This window comes from Streptomyces sp. NPDC003943 (genome assembly GCF_053605265.1).
The window spans coordinates 1-15,516 of the sequence record NZ_JBSGIW010000089.1; the positions used below are offsets into that span (position 1 = coordinate 1).

Genomic DNA, 15,516 nt, shown 5'->3' on the forward strand with positions numbered 1-15,516 from the left:
CGGCGGCCCGCTCGACGCGGCCGCCGCGCTCGCCGAACTCCGGTCCGGGAACGCCCGGTTCGCCGCGCTCCGGCAGCGGCACCCGCACCAGGACGCGGCCCGAAGAGCCGACGTCGCCGTCGCCCAGCACCCGTTCGCCACCGTCATCGGCTGCATAGACTCGCGCGTCCCGCCGGAGCTGGTCTTCGACCAGGGCCTCGGCGACCTGCTCACCGTGCGCTCGGCGGGCCAGGCGCTCGACGAGGCCGTGCTCGGCTCCCTCCAGTACGGCGTCGAGGAGCTGCACGTACCGCTGATCCTCGTCCTCGGCCACGAACGCTGCGGGGCCGCGGCCGCCGCCGTCGAGTACGTGCGCACCGGAAACCCGGTCGAGGGCCACCTGGAGCGGGTCATCGAGGAGCTGGCGCCGGCCGCCCGGGCGACCCGGCACCTGCCCGGCGACTGGGTGGAGAACACGGTGCGGGCCAATGTGGACCGGATCGCCCGCCGACTGGCTCGGGATGCGGCTTTTTCCCGTGCCCGCGTCGTCGGCGCCCGCTTCGACCTGGACACCGGAAGGGTCGCGTTCCACCACGCCTGACCTGCGGGGGCGTACACCCCAGGGCGTACGAGGCGGCTTCGTACTCCATCCGCGGTACCTCCGATCGCGTTCCTGGGTACGACGACGGGAGCGCGCTGAAGAGAGATCGTGGAGTCATGAGCTCCCTGGTGCTGTCCGTGCTCCTCTCGCTGGTCTCCGCGGTCGCCTACGCAGCCGCGGCGATCGTGCAGGAGCGGGTGGCGGCCTCGGCCGCCGCTCCCCGCTACGCGCCCCTGCGCCGCCCGGCGTGGTGGGGCGCCGTGCTGCTCACCGGCGTGGGCGCGGCCCTGCACGTGGCCGCGCTCGCGTACGGGCCGCTGAGCCTGGTCCAGCCGCTGGGCGCCCTCACGATCGTGTTCGCGCTGCCGATGGCGGCGCTCTTCGCGGGCCGCCGGGCCGGCCGAACCGCCTGGCGGGGTGCGCTCATGGCCACCGCCGGGCTCGCCGGACTGCTCAGCCTGACCGGCGGCACGGCCTCCCAGTCGCTCGCCGCGGGCGACCGGCGGCTCCTCGCGTTCGTCACCTTCGGCGCGGTGGCGCTGCTCTTCGCCGTGGCACACATGGTCGGCCGCTCGGCGCTGCGCAGCGTCGTCGTCGCCACCGCGGCCGGCATCGCCTTCGGCATCGCCTCGGTCTTCACCAAGACCGTCGCCGTCGACTTCCGCCTCGACGCGCCGCTCGCCCAGTGGCCGAGTCTCCTCGTCCTGTCCGCGCTCGCGGTCACCGGACTGCTGCTCTCCCAGGCCTCGTACCGCGGCGCCGGTCTCGCCGCCCCGCTCGCCACGCTCACGGTGGTCAACCCCGTGGTCGCCGCGACCGTCGGCCTCACCCTCTTCGGCGAGTCCTTCCGTTACGGGACGGCCGGTGGCGTCGCCGCGCTGATCTGCGGCGCGGTGGCGGCGGGCGGCCTGGTCCAGCTCACCCTCGACCGGATGACGGAGCCCGAGGACCGCATGTCGGTGTCAGAGACCCCGGCCTTCTCAGATCGAGACGCCCCGGGCCCTGAGGTACGCCAGCGGGTCGATGTCGGAGCCGTACCCGGGACCCGTACGCATCTCGAAGTGGAGGTGCGGCCCCGAAGTGTTGCCGGTCGACCCTGAACGCCCGATCCGCTGCCCGGTGTTGACCCGCTGCCCCTCGCGCACGGTGAGCGCCGAGAGGTGCGCGTACTGGCTGTAGCGGCCGTCGGCGTGCCGGATGACCACCTGGTAGCCGTACGCCCCGCCCCAGCCAGCGGACACGACCCGGCCGGCCGCGACGGCCCGCACGGAGGTGCCGGTGGGAACGGGGAAGTCGACGCCCGTGTGGTAGCCGCTGGACCAGGAGGAGCCGGCGACGCGGTAGCGGGTGCCGATGTCGGTGTCGGCGACGGGCGAGGTGAACTGGTGCCCCGAGTGCTCCGGAGCGGGCTTCGCGGCCGGCTTGTGCACCGGCCTGGCGGCGGGGGGCTTGGCAGCCGGGTGCGTGGCGGGCTTGGTCTCGGTCTTGGGCTTGCCGCCGGTCTTGGGCCGGGGTGCCGGCTTGGTCTGCGGCTTGGTATGCGGCTTGGTCTGCTGCTTGGACTCGGGCCTGGGCTCGGGCCGGGTCTCCGGGTGCGGTGCGGGCTTGGCGGGTGCCGCCGGGGCGGTCATCCGCAGGGTGAGCCGCTGGCCGGGGAGGATCAGGTCGGGGTCGCCGCCGACGACCGTGCGGTTGGCCTCGTACAGGCGCGGCCAGCCGCCCCGGACGTGCTCGTCACGGGCGATCTTCGAGAGCGAGTCGCCGGGCTCGACGGTGTACATCTCGCGCACGGTCGGCACGGTGGTGGGGCTCGCGGGCTTCGTCCGCTGGGCGGGTAAGGCGGCCTGGGCGAGCGGACGGACGCGCTCGGTCTGCGTGGACGGGCCGCCGGTGCCGGGGCCGCCGGTGGTGGGGGCGACGTCGGGGCCGGCGTCGCCCCGGTGGAGCCCGGCCCGCGGGCCGCAGGCGGGCCACGCACCCGGCCCCTGGCCCTTGAGCACGCGTTCGGCGATCGCGATCTGCTGGTCCTTGGAGGCGAGGTCGGCGCGCGGTGCGTAGTGCGTGCCGCCGTACCGCTCCCAGGTGGACTGACTGAACTGGAGTCCGCCGAAGTAGCCGTTGCCGGTGTTGATCTGCCAGTGGGAGGAGGACTCGCAGTCCGCGAGCTTCTCCCAGACGTCCAGCGATGCCGCCTGCGCCGTCCCGGCCCCGATCAGCGGCAGGGCCATGCCGGCGCCGCCGGCGGTGACGGTCAGCGAGGCCCGGTTGATCCGGCTCGGCTGGTACCGGCGGTGCTTTCCGCGTGTTCCGCGTACGGCCATGAGCCCCCCTCGAACGCATCGGCAGTCGCCCACGGTAAGGGCGGGCAACCGTGCGTGACAAGGGCTACGGCCCAATCCCCCGTATCGTCCGTCACCTCCGCACCGTGCCCCGCCCGGTCTCACAGCCCGGCGGGCCCGGGCTCCGGCTGCGGTTCGGGCTCCGGTACGGGTACGGGGTTGGGCGGCGGCGTCGGTACGGGCCCGGGCGGCGGCACCGGCTGGGGCGTCGGCGGCGGCTGAGGCGTCGGCCAGGGATCCGGGACGGGTGGCTGTGTCATGACGCGCTCCGGGATGGCAGGAAGGGCCGGGGGCGGGGGCCGGTGGCCGGGGGCGAGACGGACGGGCGGATGCCCGCTCCAGCGTCCCCTGCTGCGCCTGCCCCCGCTCGCGGAGCCCATTCATTCGGGTGGCGCCGGGTGGCGCCCCGCCGCCGATCCGCCCGGAGTCAGCTCCCCGCGGGCACCGCGTGCGGCGCCCGCACGGTGTCGCTCCCCGGCACGGGCGCGGACGCGTCGCCGCCCAGCTCCACGATCCGGTTCTCCGCGTCGACGTGCACGACACGCGGCACGAGCGCGCGCGCCTCCTCGTCCGAGACCTGCGCGTAGCTGATGAGGATCACCAGGTCCCCGGGGTGCACCAGATGCGCGGCGGCCCCGTTGATCCCGATCACACCGGAACCGCGCTCGCCCTCGATGACGTACGTCTCCAGGCGGGCCCCGTTGTCGATGTCGACGATGTGCACCAGCTCACCGGGCAGGAGGTCGGCCGCCTCCATCAGCTCGGCATCGACGGTGACGGAACCGACGTAGTGCAGGTCGGCCTGGGTCACGGTGGCGCGATGGATCTTGGACTTGAACAGAGTACGCAGCACTTGGGACTCCTCGAAGACGGCTCCCTGCCCGCTTTCTGCAGGTCAAGGGCGTCCTCAACCTTACACCGGCGCCCCCGTCCGATGTTTGTGAGGAACATCGCTCCGGTCGGGCTAGACGGCTTCCCACCTGGGGTTTCCCTCCGCACCGGCGTCTGTTGGGGTAACCGCCCCGGAACGCGGGGGGACTCATGGTGACCGAATGCCGACTTACCTGACGACCCATCAGGCACGCGAGAGGCCCCTCTGTGCGCACGGATGACGTGTACCCAGGCACCACCGACCTGTCGGGCACCGACCTCGCTCCGGTTCACGGAGCACGGCCCCTTCCACCATCAGCAGGTCGACGCTTGGCCGCTCCGGAAGTCGGCTCGCTGCCTGCCGCCCGCCGGAGGCCCCTCGGCAGCCCGGAACTCGCGAGCGAGGCGGGGCCAAGGCGTCAACGCCAGCCCGCCCCGGACCGAAGCCAAGATCACGCGCCCCTGCGCACTTGCGTGCGCCATTCCTCCCTTCCGTACGGTCAGCGCGATGGTGAACCACTCGCGCACACCGTGAAGGAGAGCTGTTGAAGCCGACCGAGGAAGTGCTCCAGGACCTGCCCCAGCCCTCGAACATCTCCGTGCACTCTGATGACGCGCTCGTCGGGAAGGTGAAGGCCGCCATCGCGGCGGACGACGAGAAGCGGAAGGAGAACGCGGATGAGCCGCTCCGCCGCAAGCCCGCCCTCGCCCCGATCTTGCCGACCGAGCTGCCCCGAGCAGTTCGAAGTGACCCTCTGGGATGGCCTCCACACCCTCGCCCGGGCCAGCGCCCTGTCGTGGCGCGGTGCGGGCCGGGGGCTGGCGGAGCACTGGGGCGCACTCAAGTACACCCAGGCCCTGGCCGGCGGTCATGACTCCTTCCTCACCCTCACTGACGAAGGCCACCGCATCGCGGACCACTACAAGTCGCTACAGTCCGGGGAGCTCGGCGTCGGTTTCGCGCTCACGCTCGCCGAGCACATGCTGCGCAGCCGCTTCCCCGACCATTCGGTGACAATCGTCCCCGCCGACACGGCGTTACGCGCGGGCTGGGGCCTCACAAGCAGGGACAAGGGCGAGAAGGTGAGGTACCGCTATCGTCCCCAGTACTTCGCGGAGGTCTGGCAGCCGGGCGAGCCGCCCCTCGTCATCCCCCTCGCGCGCAAGGGCAACCACAGCGACCCTGCCACCTCTGCCGAGCAGCTGGCCTCCGCCTCGGCCCACGCCGAAGCGGTACACATCGGTGCGTGGAGACCCCCGGCCTGCTGTTCAGCACGCAGCTCCCGACGGACGGCGGCACGATGACCGTCCACGCCCTCCAGGCACCCGGCAGTGGCGGCCGACTGTCCCCGGTGAGGGCCGGGAGGCAAACCTGAACGCGCCGCCGTTCCAGGCGAACGTGATGCCGGACATTCACCCGCCCACCAAGGGCCTGATAGCACCGGAGCCCGTACGGGGATGCCACGTGCAAGCGAAGGACTACGCCTAGTTCCAGGAGTCCCTGGCCCACACCACCGCGGCGGGCCTCATGGCCTTCACCGGCTCTGGCCACGCCACCGCCCGCCACCTGACCGACCGGCAAGGCCGCAAACGCTTCACCGGCCTCGAACACGCGGCCAACACATGGCATGCGCGATGACCTCTCCGACGAGTACGGCTGTCGCCGCGGGGCCCCGCGGAGGGGCCGTCGACAGGATCGAGGTATCGGCGACGCGGAGACCGTGCACGCCGTGGACTCTTCCGTACTGGTCGACCACAGCATTCTCGGTGTCCGGGCCCATCGGTGCGGTCCCGCACGTGTGGTGAGCGATGCCGATGTTCCGGTTGATCCATTCGTCCAGCGCTCGGTCACGGTTGAGCACGTCCGGACCCGGCTGGAGCAGCGTGGGAGAAGATGTCCTCGAACACCGGTGTGGTGACGAGTTCCGCGGTGGCGCGGACGACTTCGCGCAGCCGACGACGGGCCTCGGGGCCGGCGAGGTAGCCGTACTCGATGCGGGTGGTCGCGGCGGGTGGCCGCTGAACCGGGTGCCGGCGACCGGGGCGTCCACTACGACGGGGATCCCGAGTCGCTCCAGGTCGGCTCGCGAACCGATGCCGGACACCTGCAGCAGATGCGGGGTGACGAGGGACCCGGCGCACAGCACGACCTCGCCGCCGCGCAGGAGGGTCTCCTGCCCGTGCCGACGTACGACAACTCCCGCGGCGCGGCCGTCGCGGATAACGATGCTGCTGATGCGGCAGTCACCGACGCGGGCGGTCGAACGCCGACAGGAGGTAGCTGAAACCGGTGTTGAGCCGCACGCCGTCGACGGCGTTGCAGGGGACGGGGCCGAAGCCCGGCGGCGTCTCGTCGTTTGTCGGGTTCGCGCCGGTAGCCGAAGTGATCCGCCGCGACACGGAAGGCAGCTGCGGCAGGGTGGTCGAGGGACGCGCGGCATACGCGCACTCGTCCACAGCCGCCGTGCAGGCCGTCGGCGCCGTGGTCGAGGTCCGTCCCCAGGGCGCACAGAAAAGTGAGACCGGTCTGGACATGACGATGCAGAAGACTATCCCGGACACGTTCGCGCCGCAGCATGGCCGCGCCCAGGTGGTCGACACAACGAGCAGCAAGCACATCTGGATCTGGAACAGATCTCCGTCAACGTCAATCAGGGTGGTCTCACCTCATCAGACCGAACGCTACGACGGTTCGCCTCCCTGGCCGGCAGTCTCATCTGCTGACGCTATTTTAAGAAATCTCGATCCCGATCACCTTACGACTTCTTCACGAAGGTGATCTCCCTGGAGCACGGGATCTCTATGTCGTCCGATACACAAAGGGCGCTGCCACCTTTCGTTACATTTAGGTTGATCAGGCATTCCCCTTGAGGTGCGCCGTCGAAGGAGAGGTTAATGCTCTCTCCACTGGTGTATCTATCGAGAGCCGAGGAGATTTCGGGGCTTCCGGGATCAGAACCCCAGAATGCCCAGGTGCCCGCCGCCGTCTGCCCCTGCGGACATCCACTTCCCTCAGACACCTCACGCCAGTTGATTCCGGAAGTCGTAAATGTGCGGTTTGCCTTCAGGCTTACGACGCCCCCGCCGCTTCCTTCCCACTGGCCGGAGGCTGCACTGTCGGATATCGATGAGAGCGTGACATCGGTGGCGCAAGAAGAAACCGAGCAAGCGGTGAAGACGCACAGCGACAGCCGCAGGAGCAAGCGGCCTCTTGATGTGACGGAAAGCATCTGTGTCCGTGTCCCTTCGGGATCGCAGGCGGGCCACTGGTGGCCCGCCTGCGAGCGTGTCCATCTATTGCATGAAGCACATACAGCTGTTCATCGGGAGGTTCTCCCGCCAGGAAAACTTTTGTTCTGTTGCGGCGCCAAATCCATCGGCGAAGATCGGGTTCCAGGTACGTGGGACCAGATGCGTGGCCGAATGCCAGTCCGAGGTATTCTTTGCAGTGAACTGGAGTTGCACGATCTGCTTCCTACGGTCGACGGACACAATTCTCCCCGTCGCCGAATACGTACCGAGAAACGCATCGGCAGAATTTGACGTGCCGATCTTTCCGTTACTAAGCGTGCCACTGAGATCTAGCACGGCCCCGCGAATGGAATTTGCACGCCACCAAGCGCTGCCGGGCTCGGGGCCGACATCCTTATAGGAGAATTCGACCGCACGCTTTGCCGCGCTGGCGTTCATTCCGTCCTTCATCGCCTGGGCAACGAGCGTGCGTCTCCAGGCGGTGAACGTGGTGTCCTGCGCCAGGATGGCCGTGAACTTATCTCCGCCTCCGAATCTCTCTACGGAGCGGAGGGGAAAGCCACCGCCCCACAGCCAGCCGAAGAAGAGGCTCCTGGAGGATTCCCAGTCGTTGCGCGACCCCTCGTCGATGATGCCGAACACCTCCTGGTTCCTCATCCCGTCGATGAAGCTCTGAAGATCTCCGTAGTTCCCCACGGGCGGGACCCACGCGTTGCTCAGGGGATTGTAGTCGTAGCCCAGCACGGCGCCAGGCGGAAGACCATTGCCACTGCCGCCACTACCGCCGCTATGACCGCCCTTTCCGCCTCCACCGCTGCATGTGTAGTAGCAGCCACCGTCTCCGGTTCCGCCTCGCGGCACTCCTGGAGTGCTGCTCTGGCCGCCGCCCGGGCCTCCCGGCTCGCTGTGCCCCGTTCCGTCATCGGTCCACAGGCCGGTGGGGTCGCTGAAGGTCACTGGGGAGTTGTTGGCGTAGGCGTAACCGTTGAGCGACTGATGCTGGGCGAGGGTGAGAGCCGGATCGACGCTGACGAACTGGCCCAGGCTCGGGTCGTATTCGCGAGCGCCGACGTGGGTGAGGTTGGTTCCGGTGTCGGCGGGCTTGCCGAGGAAGGCTTTGTCGTCGGGCCAGGTGCCGGCGGTATCCCCACCCGTAGCTACACCGGACGCGAAACGCGCACGGCCCGCCATGACTTGTTACGCACATGCATGTCAAGTGAAGATCTGGAAACTCATGTGATCTTCATGTGTGGGGATCCAATGGCGTGTTCAGGAGGCTGTCAACGCGATTGACGTCCTCGTACACGAGAGAGACGGGAATCCAGATCGGACATCTCGCATCGACTGCCACGAGAGAATCGGGTATACACCCCATCTGAGAGTGCCACAGATCACAGCGAGCTTACGCTCCGCGATCAACTTCTTCGTCAAGTTCCCCGGGCCGTCGCGCGGTATATGCCGAAGACCGATCCGAGCCTGCAGGTGAACTGCACAGCCGGGCCCACCCGTCGAGAGCCCGTGACTTGGCTGGCCTCGCGTCGCACGAAGTGAGTTACAGCCGGAATGCTGTGCCGATCCGTGAGGTTCGGGATGGACCTCGTGGCACTACTTACCAATTCCGACGCTGAAACGGATCGATTCGCGTGCGGCTTCAAGGCCAACCTCGTGCAGCCGCAGTCCTTGAGCAAAGCCCCCTGCCGCAGGCTACTGAACTTGATTGGGTGATGTCGGACCGTTCGCCTGACGGTGGTCGGTCCGTTCCGGTAGCCCTGAACTGTGAGATACGCGCAGGGCGGCGGGTTGACCGACGCCGGGAGGGTCGCGAGGGAGCGGGTCCGGCTGCAGGCCGTGGCACCCGAAGGGATCGCCGGGGCGGCCGAGGCTCAGCGAAGCACAGATCGCGAGGCTGGAGCGGGAACTGGAGCGTGGGCCGCTGGTCCACGGCTGGGCCGACCAGCGGTGGACACTGGCCCGGATCAAGACGCTGATCGGCCGGCTGTTCCACGTGAGCTACACCGTGGAGGGCACGTGGCTGCTGCTGAAGCGGCACGGCTGGTCCTGGCAGCAGCCGGCTCGGCGGGCGATCGAGCGTGATGACGCGGCGGTCGAGGTCTGGAAGAAGGAGACCTGGCCGCGGGTAAGAGCACCGCGGCATGTGACGGCTGGATCGCCTTCGAGGACGAAGCCGGGCAGTCGATGACGCCGCCGCGAGCGAGAAGCTGGGGACGCAAGGGCTCAACGCCAGTGGTCCGGGCCCGTGGCCGGGGCTCGGGCCGGGTGTCCATAGCTGGGCTGACCTGCTACAAGCCGGGGAAGCGGTCCCGGACGTTCTACTCGGTCCGCGAGTACCGGGGCCGCAAGGGCGAGCCGAAGGGCATCGGCTGGCGCGACCTGTGCGACCTGCTGGTCAGAGCGCACATCCAGCTCGGCGGCCCGATCGTGCTGGTCTGGGACAACCTGCGCATGCACCTGGTCGAGGCGATGCGGCCGATTCATCGCCGACCACGCGGACTGGCTCACTGTCTCCCAACTTCCGCGTTGCGCAACGGACTTGAACCCACAAGAGGGCATCTGGTCACTGGTCAAACGCGACATCGGCAACCTAGCCGCAGCCGACCTCGGCCAGATCACTCGCGCCGTCAAGCGCAGGCTCAAGCAGATCCAGTACCGTCCGGACCTGGTCGACGGCTGCCTGACCAGCACCGGCCTAATCACGGACGACTGGCCGACATCACGCATTCAAGCTCAGGCAGTAGCTTCGAGCGTTTCTAGACAGTGACTAAAATTCGCCCTTGAATGACAGTGTGGCGGTCAGTAAATTCAGCTGCCCGCCGGACTGTTGTCCGGCGCCGTAGGTCGATATGCAGGGAGACAGGGATGCGCAGCAGGTTTCGAACCTGCCGCTGACTCGTGAAACGCGGGCCAGCGGGGTTCTTCATTAGCTTGGTTGCCCTGACAAGGCACCGTCCGAGGGAGACGTATGCCCTCAGTCGGACACCAGGTGACCCCGCTCGCGTATCCGAGGAGTGCACCTTGCTGGACCGTTTGATCGACCTCCTGTCTCAGACCCGGACCCTCCGCGCCCTGCTGGACTTCTGCACCATCGTGGTCCGTCTGCTGCCCGCGTTGGTCGTGATCGTGGCGCTCATCCCCTCGTTCGTCGTCTTCGCGTTCATCTCCGCCGGGGCACGCAGGTCGGTTCTCGACATCGTGGACCGCCTCACGAACTGGACCCTCGCCCGCTACTGAACTCGATTGAGTGATGTCGGTGCCGTTCGCCTGACAGCTGGCCGGCGGCACCGACCTGGCCCTGTGAGCGTCGGGTCGACGGACCCGAAATCGGTCGAAGCCCGAAGCTGCTGGTCAGCTACGGTGGCGGCATGCCTGAAAGTCTGCCCGAGGATGTAGCCGACGCGCTTGGCCTCGTCCTGAACCCGGACGAGCCGATTCACGTCGCCCTCCGACGGCAGGTGCCCCACCTCAGGGTGCAATCCCGCTGCAAGTGTGGGTGCGGCACTGCCTACTTCGACCTTGACGCCGACGGGTTGGAGCCCGCGCCAACGGGCCCCGGCACCGTCGTGGCTGCCGACGTGCAGCTGTTCACCGAAACCGGCGAGTGCCCTGGTGAGGTCTTGGTCTTCGCGCGAGGCGGCTACCTCTCATGGCTGGAGGTCTGTTCTTGGAGCGATGACGTCGAGGTGAACCTCTCCGCGGCGCGGCGCTGGCTACAGCCGTCGTCCTGAACCCGAGCCGGTAACAGCCGACGTCTCGGACCCTGACGCCGACCGACTTTCATGACACATCGTCAGGTAGCCCGACGACCTCACAAGCCTACGCAGCGCTCCTCCAAGAGCACTCGTGATCGTCGTCACCCCCACGCACACGAGGGCCCTGTCGCCGTAACCCTCGAAGCGGCGCGGCTGCCTTCCGGATCCTCCTCGCGGGTCTGCGGGAAGACCGCCGTCCCGGACCACGGTGAGTTCCGCGGTCCGGGCGGGTCCTGGCCGACGTCTGCTGCCGCGTGCGCGGCAGTTGCCGTTCCTGGGCGCGCTGTCTTGCCGGACCGGCCCCGTGCGGGGGTCAGGCGTTGTGCTCGGCGAGGAAGTCGGTGATGAGGTTCTGCCATTCCTCGGGGCTTTCGACCATGGGCAGGTGGCCCGTGGGGATCTCCGTGAGCTGGGCGCCGGGGATGGTGTCGGCGAGGTGGCGGTGCAGGGCAGGGGGTGCGATGTGGTCGGCGGTGGTGGAGATGACCAGGGTGGGGACGCCGATCGCGGCGAGGTCGTCGCGGACGTCGATCCGGCCGGCGAGGTCGGCGTGCTCGAGGGTGCCGTCGGCGACTTCGGCGGCGGCGTAGGTGAGGACCTCCTCCAGCTGCTCGGCCGGCATGGCTTCGATGGCCTGGGGGCTGAGGGCGTGCGGGAAGAGGAACTCGCTCACCAGACGGCGGTCGCCGGTGGCGGCGAGCTTGCCCCACACGCGGATGGTCAGGGCCTGCTGGTTGTTGGGGTGGGCCATGGTGGCGGTCAGGACCAGGGCGGTGACGCGCTCGGGGTGGCGGGCGGCGGCGCGGATTGCGACGGGACCGCCGAGGGAGTAGCCGTGCAGGGCGAAGGTGTCCAGGCCTTCGGCGACGGCGGCGGCGACGAGCTGGTCGGCCACCTCGTCGATGTCGAGGGGCGTGGTGGAGCGGGGGGTGTCGCCGCTGCCGGGGTAGTCGACGCCGACGACGGTGTGGCCGGCGGCGAGACCTTCGAGGATCGGGCCGTAGGTACCGGCGATGCTGCTGCCGGCGCCGTGGGCGAGGACGAGGCCGGGGCCGGAGCCCAGGACGGTGCGGGCGTAGGTCGCTTCCGGCAGGGTGCGCTCGGACATGGCGATTCTCCGTTGTCGGGGAGTGGGGGGCAGGTGACGCGGGCCGGGTTCGGGGGCGGGGCCGCAGCCGGCTGAGGTGCGGGTGTTGGCTGCGGCCCCGGGCCGCCTCGCGGGTTGCGTGGCTGCGAGGCGGCGGCATGGGGGTCAGGGCAGGAGGACGGCCTTGCCCCGGTTGCGGTGGGCCTCCAGGTCGGCGTGCGCCCGGGCGGCTTCGGTCAGCGGGTAGGTGCGCCAGACCGGGACCGTGAGCCGCCCGTCGGCGGCCAGCCGTACCAGCTCCGGCAGGGCCTGGCCGCCCCGGTCGGCGGTGCCGGGGCTGAAGCGCACGCCGTGCTGCTGGGCGGACAGGTCGGCGATCGTGATGACCTTGGCCGCGTCGCCGGTCAGGGCGACGGAGTCGGCGAGCACTCCGGCACCGGAGGCGTCGAAGACGAGATCCACGCCCTCCGCGGCTGCCGCCTTCACCCGCTCCGCCCAGCCGTCGCCGTAGCGGACGGCGGTGGCTCCGAGGGCGGTGACGCGCTCGATGTCCTGCTCGCCGACCGTGCCGATGACGGTGACGCCGCGGGCCACGGCCAGCTGCACGGCGATGTGGCCCACGCCGCCGGCCGCACCGTGGACGAGCAGTGTGTCGCCTGCCTCGACGCCGAGCTGGCCGAGGACGCGGTGTGCGGCCTGGCCGACGGTGACCAGCGAGGCGGCGACCTCCCACGACAGGGCCGCGGGCTTGGTCACCGGCCGCTCCAGCAGGGCGTACTCGCTGTAGCTGCCGCCGACGGTGGCGCCGAGGACCTCGTCCCCCACGGCGGCGTCGGCTCCCTCGCCGACCGCGTCGACGACACCGGCCGCGTCAAGGCCCGGGATCACGGGGAAGTGCGCGGGGGCGGCCTTGGCCATCAGGCCGGATCGGACCTTCAGGTCGAGCGGGTTCACGGAGGCGGCCTTGACCCTGATCCGGACCTGGCCCGGGCCCGGCTGGGGCTGCGGGACCTCGGTCGGTCGCAGCACCTCGGGCGGGCCGTACTCGGAGAAAGTGATCGCGGTGGACATGGGGAACTCCCAGGTGGGGGGTAGGCGGAGAAGGCGGACCGCACGCCGTGTGACTGACTGTGCGGACAGACAGGCGGTCCGCGCCGGTGGGCTCGCCGCTCAGGCGGTGAGAGTCGGGTAGTCGGTGTAGCCGCGGTGGTCGCCGCCGTAGAAGGTGGACGTGTCCGGGGCGTTGAACGGCCCGCCGGCGGCGAGGCGGGTGGGCAGGTCGGGGTTGGCCAGGAACAGCGCCCCGTAGGCGAGCATGTCCGCGGCTCCGTCCTCGATCAGCTTCAGCGCGTCCAGGCCGGTGACCTCGGGGTAGGTGAACGGGTTGAGGACGAACGTGCCGGTCCAGGCCTTGCGCAGCCGCGGGGTCAGGTCGCGGTCCGGGCCCTCCATCAGGTGCAGGTAGGCCAGGTCCAAGCCGGCGAGCTTGCCCAGCAGCGCCTCGTACACCTCGGCCGGGTCGGGCTCGGCGATGTCGTTGAACTGGTTTCCGGGCGAGATCCGCAGGCCCACCCGGTGGCTTCCGATCGCCTCGGCCACGGCGGCGGTGACCTCGACGGCGAAGCGGATTCGGCCCTCGACCGTGCCGCCCCAGGCGTCGGTGCGCAGGTTGGTGTTGGGGGCGAGGAACTGGTGGACGAGGTAGCCGTTGGCGCCGTGGATCTCCACGCCGTCGAACCCGGCCTCGACGGCGTTGTGGGCCGCGTTGGCGAAGTCGGCGATCGTCTGACGGATCTCCGCCTCGCTCAGTTCGCTCGGCGTCACGAAGTCCTTGGGTCCCTCGTGGGTGTAGACCCGGCCCTTGGCGGCCACCGCCGAAGGTGCGACCGGCACCAGACCCTCGGGCAGCAGGCTGGGGTGGCCGATCCGGCCGGTGTGCATCAGCTGCGCGAAGATCACCCCGTCCTCCTGGTGGACCGCTTCGGTCACCGTCCGCCACGCCGCCACCTGTCCGGTCGTGTGCAGGCCCGGCGTGTCGGGGTAGCCCTGGCCGACCGGCGAGGGCTGGATGCCCTCGGTGACGATCAGGCCCGCGCCGGCGCGCTGCGCGTAGTACTCCGCCATCAGCTCCGTCGGCGCTGCGCCCGGCCCGTACGCGCGGCTGCGGGTCATCGGCGCCATGGCGATACGGCTGGTCAGGGGCTTGCCGCCCAGAACGATCGGATCGAAAGCAGTGGTCATGATCTCTTCCTTCGGATGGGGATGGGCGGTGGCCCCGACTCATCCAACGTAACAGATACCTGTCTGAACAGGTAAATGCCTGAAAGTCATTCCGGGGCCATTACGTGACCCACGTCACGCCATTTCATCAGGAAAAATCCCTAAATAGAGACGAGAGGAGGCGCTGAAGCGTGCGTTGCGCGATATCGTTAGTTGACCGATCAGGGAAGCGAGGAAGAGGCAGTGAGGAAGAGCAGCGAGGAAGAGATGACCCAGTCCACCCCGCAGGCCGGGAGCGACCCCGTCGAATCGGGGCCGGAGGCGAGCGTCCCGGTACCGGGCGCGGCCGGCGGCGGGCCCATCAGCCACGCGATCTTCCGCCTCGCCCGCCTGCATCGCATGGTCGCCGGACAACTACTGCGCCGCATCGGCCTGCACCCGGGCCAGGAGCTGGTCATGATGCACCTGTGGGAACTCGGCGCCCAGCGCCAGACCGACCTGGTGCGGCTCATGGACTCCGACGCGGCCACCATGACCCGCACCGTCCGGCGCCTGGAGCAGGCCGGCTTCGTCCGCCGCCGCCCCTCGCCCACCGACAAGCGCGCGTCCCTGATCGAACCCACCGCCGCGAGCCACGCCCTGCGCCGCGAGGTCGAGCAGAGCTGGAGCCAGCTCGAAGAACTGGTGGCCGGAGGTCTGACCGCCGAGGAACGCACTGCCGCCCTGCACACTCTGGAGCGACTGGAGCGGAATCTTGTGCAGACCTCCACCGAACCCACTGAGGCCGCGGCCGAGCAGTAGGGGCCTCCCGAGGGACGACCAAGGGCAGTCGGCCCGCCTACCGCTCGCCGCCACCCTTCTCACCGACCGATGGTTCGCACAGCGATCGGCTCCCGGCCACCCGCGGTCGGAAGAGCGCGTGTCGGCCGAGGAAGCTGAGGTGGTCGAACTGCAGCGGGGACACGGGCGAGGCGGCCCTCCTGCCGTACTACGGGCATTCCGACGCCCGGCGTACGGCGTGCGGTGGCGCATGGGCTCTGCGGCTGGTCCTCCTCACCGCCGGCCTTTTCCGGCAACGCTCGCACGGCGTTGCCGCGGCTGATGACCGATCCGGACCCAGTGGTACGGAAGACCGCCTGCTGCACGATTGCCGTGGGCCGGGACTGCGATCCCTTCTTCGCAGACGCCATGGCCGCTGCGGTGGACGACGCGGACCACCTGGTCCAGCTTGCCGCCGTCTGCGAACTCGCCCTCCACAACGACGCACGGTGCGTGCGAGCGGCACGCCTCCTCGGCCCGCCGCAGCGCGGTTCCTTGGAAGAGGAGGGCTACCTCGAAGCAGTGTGGCGCTACGAGCGGCGCCGCGACCACCGCCGACCTCTCCGCCTTGGCCCATGAGGT

At 69.6% G+C, this 15,516-nt stretch carries 14 protein-coding genes and 1 pseudogene; 8 read left to right on the forward strand and 7 right to left on the reverse strand.

The features are described 5' to 3' along the window. On the forward strand, positions 1 to 580 hold a 580-nt coding region (locus ACWEV0_RS29025; RefSeq protein ID WP_453152587.1), incomplete at its 5' end, for a carbonic anhydrase. Between the two features lie 116 nt (positions 581 to 696). Beyond that, positions 697 to 1,680, forward strand: a complete 984-nt coding sequence (locus ACWEV0_RS29030; RefSeq protein ID WP_453152588.1) for a DMT family transporter — start codon at positions 697 to 699, stop codon at positions 1,678 to 1,680. Here ACWEV0_RS29030 and ACWEV0_RS29035 read toward each other — a convergent pair. Beyond that, the gene (locus ACWEV0_RS29035; RefSeq protein ID WP_453152589.1) at positions 1,561 to 2,901 is read right to left on the reverse strand and encodes a transglycosylase family protein; all 1,341 of its coding nucleotides are present in this window, start codon (positions 2,899 to 2,901) and stop codon (positions 1,561 to 1,563) included. The genes ACWEV0_RS29030 and ACWEV0_RS29035 overlap by 120 nt on opposite strands. Positions 2,902 to 3,346: 445 nt before the next feature. Beyond that, positions 3,347 to 3,772 carry an aspartate 1-decarboxylase gene (gene panD, locus ACWEV0_RS29040; RefSeq protein ID WP_453152591.1) on the reverse strand — a complete coding sequence of 142 codons (426 nt, stop codon included), beginning with the start codon at positions 3,770 to 3,772 and terminating at the stop codon, positions 3,347 to 3,349. A 764-nt stretch (positions 3,773 to 4,536) separates the two neighbouring features. On the opposite strand from panD, the gene ACWEV0_RS29045 reads away from it, so the two are divergent. After that, on the forward strand, positions 4,537 to 5,094 hold the full coding sequence (locus ACWEV0_RS29045) for a hypothetical protein (protein ID WP_453152592.1): 558 nt from the start codon (positions 4,537 to 4,539) through the stop codon (positions 5,092 to 5,094). A gap of 290 nt (positions 5,095 to 5,384) precedes the next feature. Here the strand turns inward: ACWEV0_RS29045 and ACWEV0_RS29050 are convergent, their stop codons facing one another. Next, entirely contained in the window at positions 5,385 to 6,026 is a 642-nt protein-coding gene (locus ACWEV0_RS29050; protein WP_453152611.1) for a GMC oxidoreductase, read from the reverse strand. Positions 6,027 to 6,079: 53 nt separating this feature from the next. On the opposite strand from ACWEV0_RS29050, the gene ACWEV0_RS29055 reads away from it, so the two are divergent. Then, positions 6,080 to 6,568: a hypothetical protein gene (locus ACWEV0_RS29055; protein WP_453152613.1), complete on the forward strand. Its 489-nt coding sequence runs from the start codon at positions 6,080 to 6,082 to the stop codon at positions 6,566 to 6,568. 515 nt (positions 6,569 to 7,083) lie between these two features. Here the strand turns inward: ACWEV0_RS29055 and ACWEV0_RS29060 are convergent. Beyond that, positions 7,084 to 8,232, reverse strand: coding sequence for an RHS repeat-associated core domain-containing protein (locus ACWEV0_RS29060; RefSeq protein WP_453152593.1), 1,149 nt, complete (start codon positions 8,230 to 8,232; stop codon positions 7,084 to 7,086). 585 nt (positions 8,233 to 8,817) lie between these two features. Here ACWEV0_RS29060 and ACWEV0_RS29065 point away from each other — a divergent pair. From ACWEV0_RS29065 to ACWEV0_RS29075, 3 genes and pseudogenes are all read left to right on the forward strand, one after another. After that, a pseudogene (locus tag ACWEV0_RS29065) lies at positions 8,818 to 9,820 on the forward strand (IS630 family transposase). Positions 9,821 to 10,074: 254 nt separating this feature from the next. After that, positions 10,075 to 10,290, forward strand: a complete 216-nt coding sequence (locus tag ACWEV0_RS29070) for a hypothetical protein (RefSeq protein ID WP_217171192.1) — start codon at positions 10,075 to 10,077, stop codon at positions 10,288 to 10,290. 131 nt (positions 10,291 to 10,421) lie between these two features. After that, positions 10,422 to 10,784 (forward strand): hypothetical protein, encoded by a 363-nt coding sequence (locus ACWEV0_RS29075; RefSeq protein ID WP_453152594.1) that lies wholly within the window; start codon positions 10,422 to 10,424, stop codon positions 10,782 to 10,784. 337 nt (positions 10,785 to 11,121) lie between these two features. Here the strand turns inward: ACWEV0_RS29075 and ACWEV0_RS29080 are convergent, their stop codons facing one another. The 3 genes from ACWEV0_RS29080 to ACWEV0_RS29090 all read right to left on the reverse strand — a co-directional run bounded on the left by ACWEV0_RS29080 (position 11,122) and on the right by ACWEV0_RS29090 (position 14,136). Continuing rightward, complete coding sequence (locus ACWEV0_RS29080; protein WP_453152595.1) at positions 11,122 to 11,916, reverse strand: alpha/beta fold hydrolase; 795 nt, start codon at positions 11,914 to 11,916, stop codon at positions 11,122 to 11,124. 144 nt (positions 11,917 to 12,060) lie between these two features. Then, positions 12,061 to 12,966, reverse strand: coding sequence for an NADP-dependent oxidoreductase (locus tag ACWEV0_RS29085; protein ID WP_453152596.1), 906 nt, complete (start codon positions 12,964 to 12,966; stop codon positions 12,061 to 12,063). Positions 12,967 to 13,065: 99 nt separating this feature from the next. Next, positions 13,066 to 14,136, reverse strand: coding sequence for an alkene reductase (locus ACWEV0_RS29090; RefSeq protein ID WP_453152597.1), 1,071 nt, complete (start codon positions 14,134 to 14,136; stop codon positions 13,066 to 13,068). Between the two features lie 246 nt (positions 14,137 to 14,382). Here ACWEV0_RS29090 and ACWEV0_RS29095 point away from each other — a divergent pair, with 246 nt between their 5' ends. Then, positions 14,383 to 14,916 carry a MarR family winged helix-turn-helix transcriptional regulator gene (locus ACWEV0_RS29095; protein WP_453152612.1) on the forward strand — a complete coding sequence of 178 codons (534 nt, stop codon included), beginning with the start codon at positions 14,383 to 14,385 and terminating at the stop codon, positions 14,914 to 14,916. Positions 14,917 to 15,516: the final 600 nt, after the last annotated feature.

What these genes read in the sequence shown, in the direction of transcription:
- ACWEV0_RS29030 (WP_453152588.1), top strand. Translation starts at nt 697, where the DNA reads ATGAGCTCCCTGGTGCTGTCCGTGCTCCTCTCGCTGGTCTCCGCGGTC.
- ACWEV0_RS29035 (WP_453152589.1), bottom strand. Translation starts at nt 2,901, where the DNA reads ATGGCCGTACGCGGAACACGCGGAAAGCACCGCCGGTACCAGCCGAGC.
- ACWEV0_RS29060 (WP_453152593.1), bottom strand. Translation starts at nt 8,232, where the DNA reads ATGGCGGGCCGTGCGCGTTTCGCGTCCGGTGTAGCTACGGGTGGGGAT.
- ACWEV0_RS29075 (WP_453152594.1), top strand. Translation starts at nt 10,422, where the DNA reads ATGCCTGAAAGTCTGCCCGAGGATGTAGCCGACGCGCTTGGCCTCGTC.
- ACWEV0_RS29080 (WP_453152595.1), bottom strand. Translation starts at nt 11,916, where the DNA reads ATGTCCGAGCGCACCCTGCCGGAAGCGACCTACGCCCGCACCGTCCTG.
- ACWEV0_RS29085 (WP_453152596.1), bottom strand. Translation starts at nt 12,966, where the DNA reads ATGTCCACCGCGATCACTTTCTCCGAGTACGGCCCGCCCGAGGTGCTG.
- ACWEV0_RS29090 (WP_453152597.1), bottom strand. Translation starts at nt 14,136, where the DNA reads ATGACCACTGCTTTCGATCCGATCGTTCTGGGCGGCAAGCCCCTGACC.
- ACWEV0_RS29095 (WP_453152612.1), top strand. Translation starts at nt 14,383, where the DNA reads ATGACCCAGTCCACCCCGCAGGCCGGGAGCGACCCCGTCGAATCGGGG.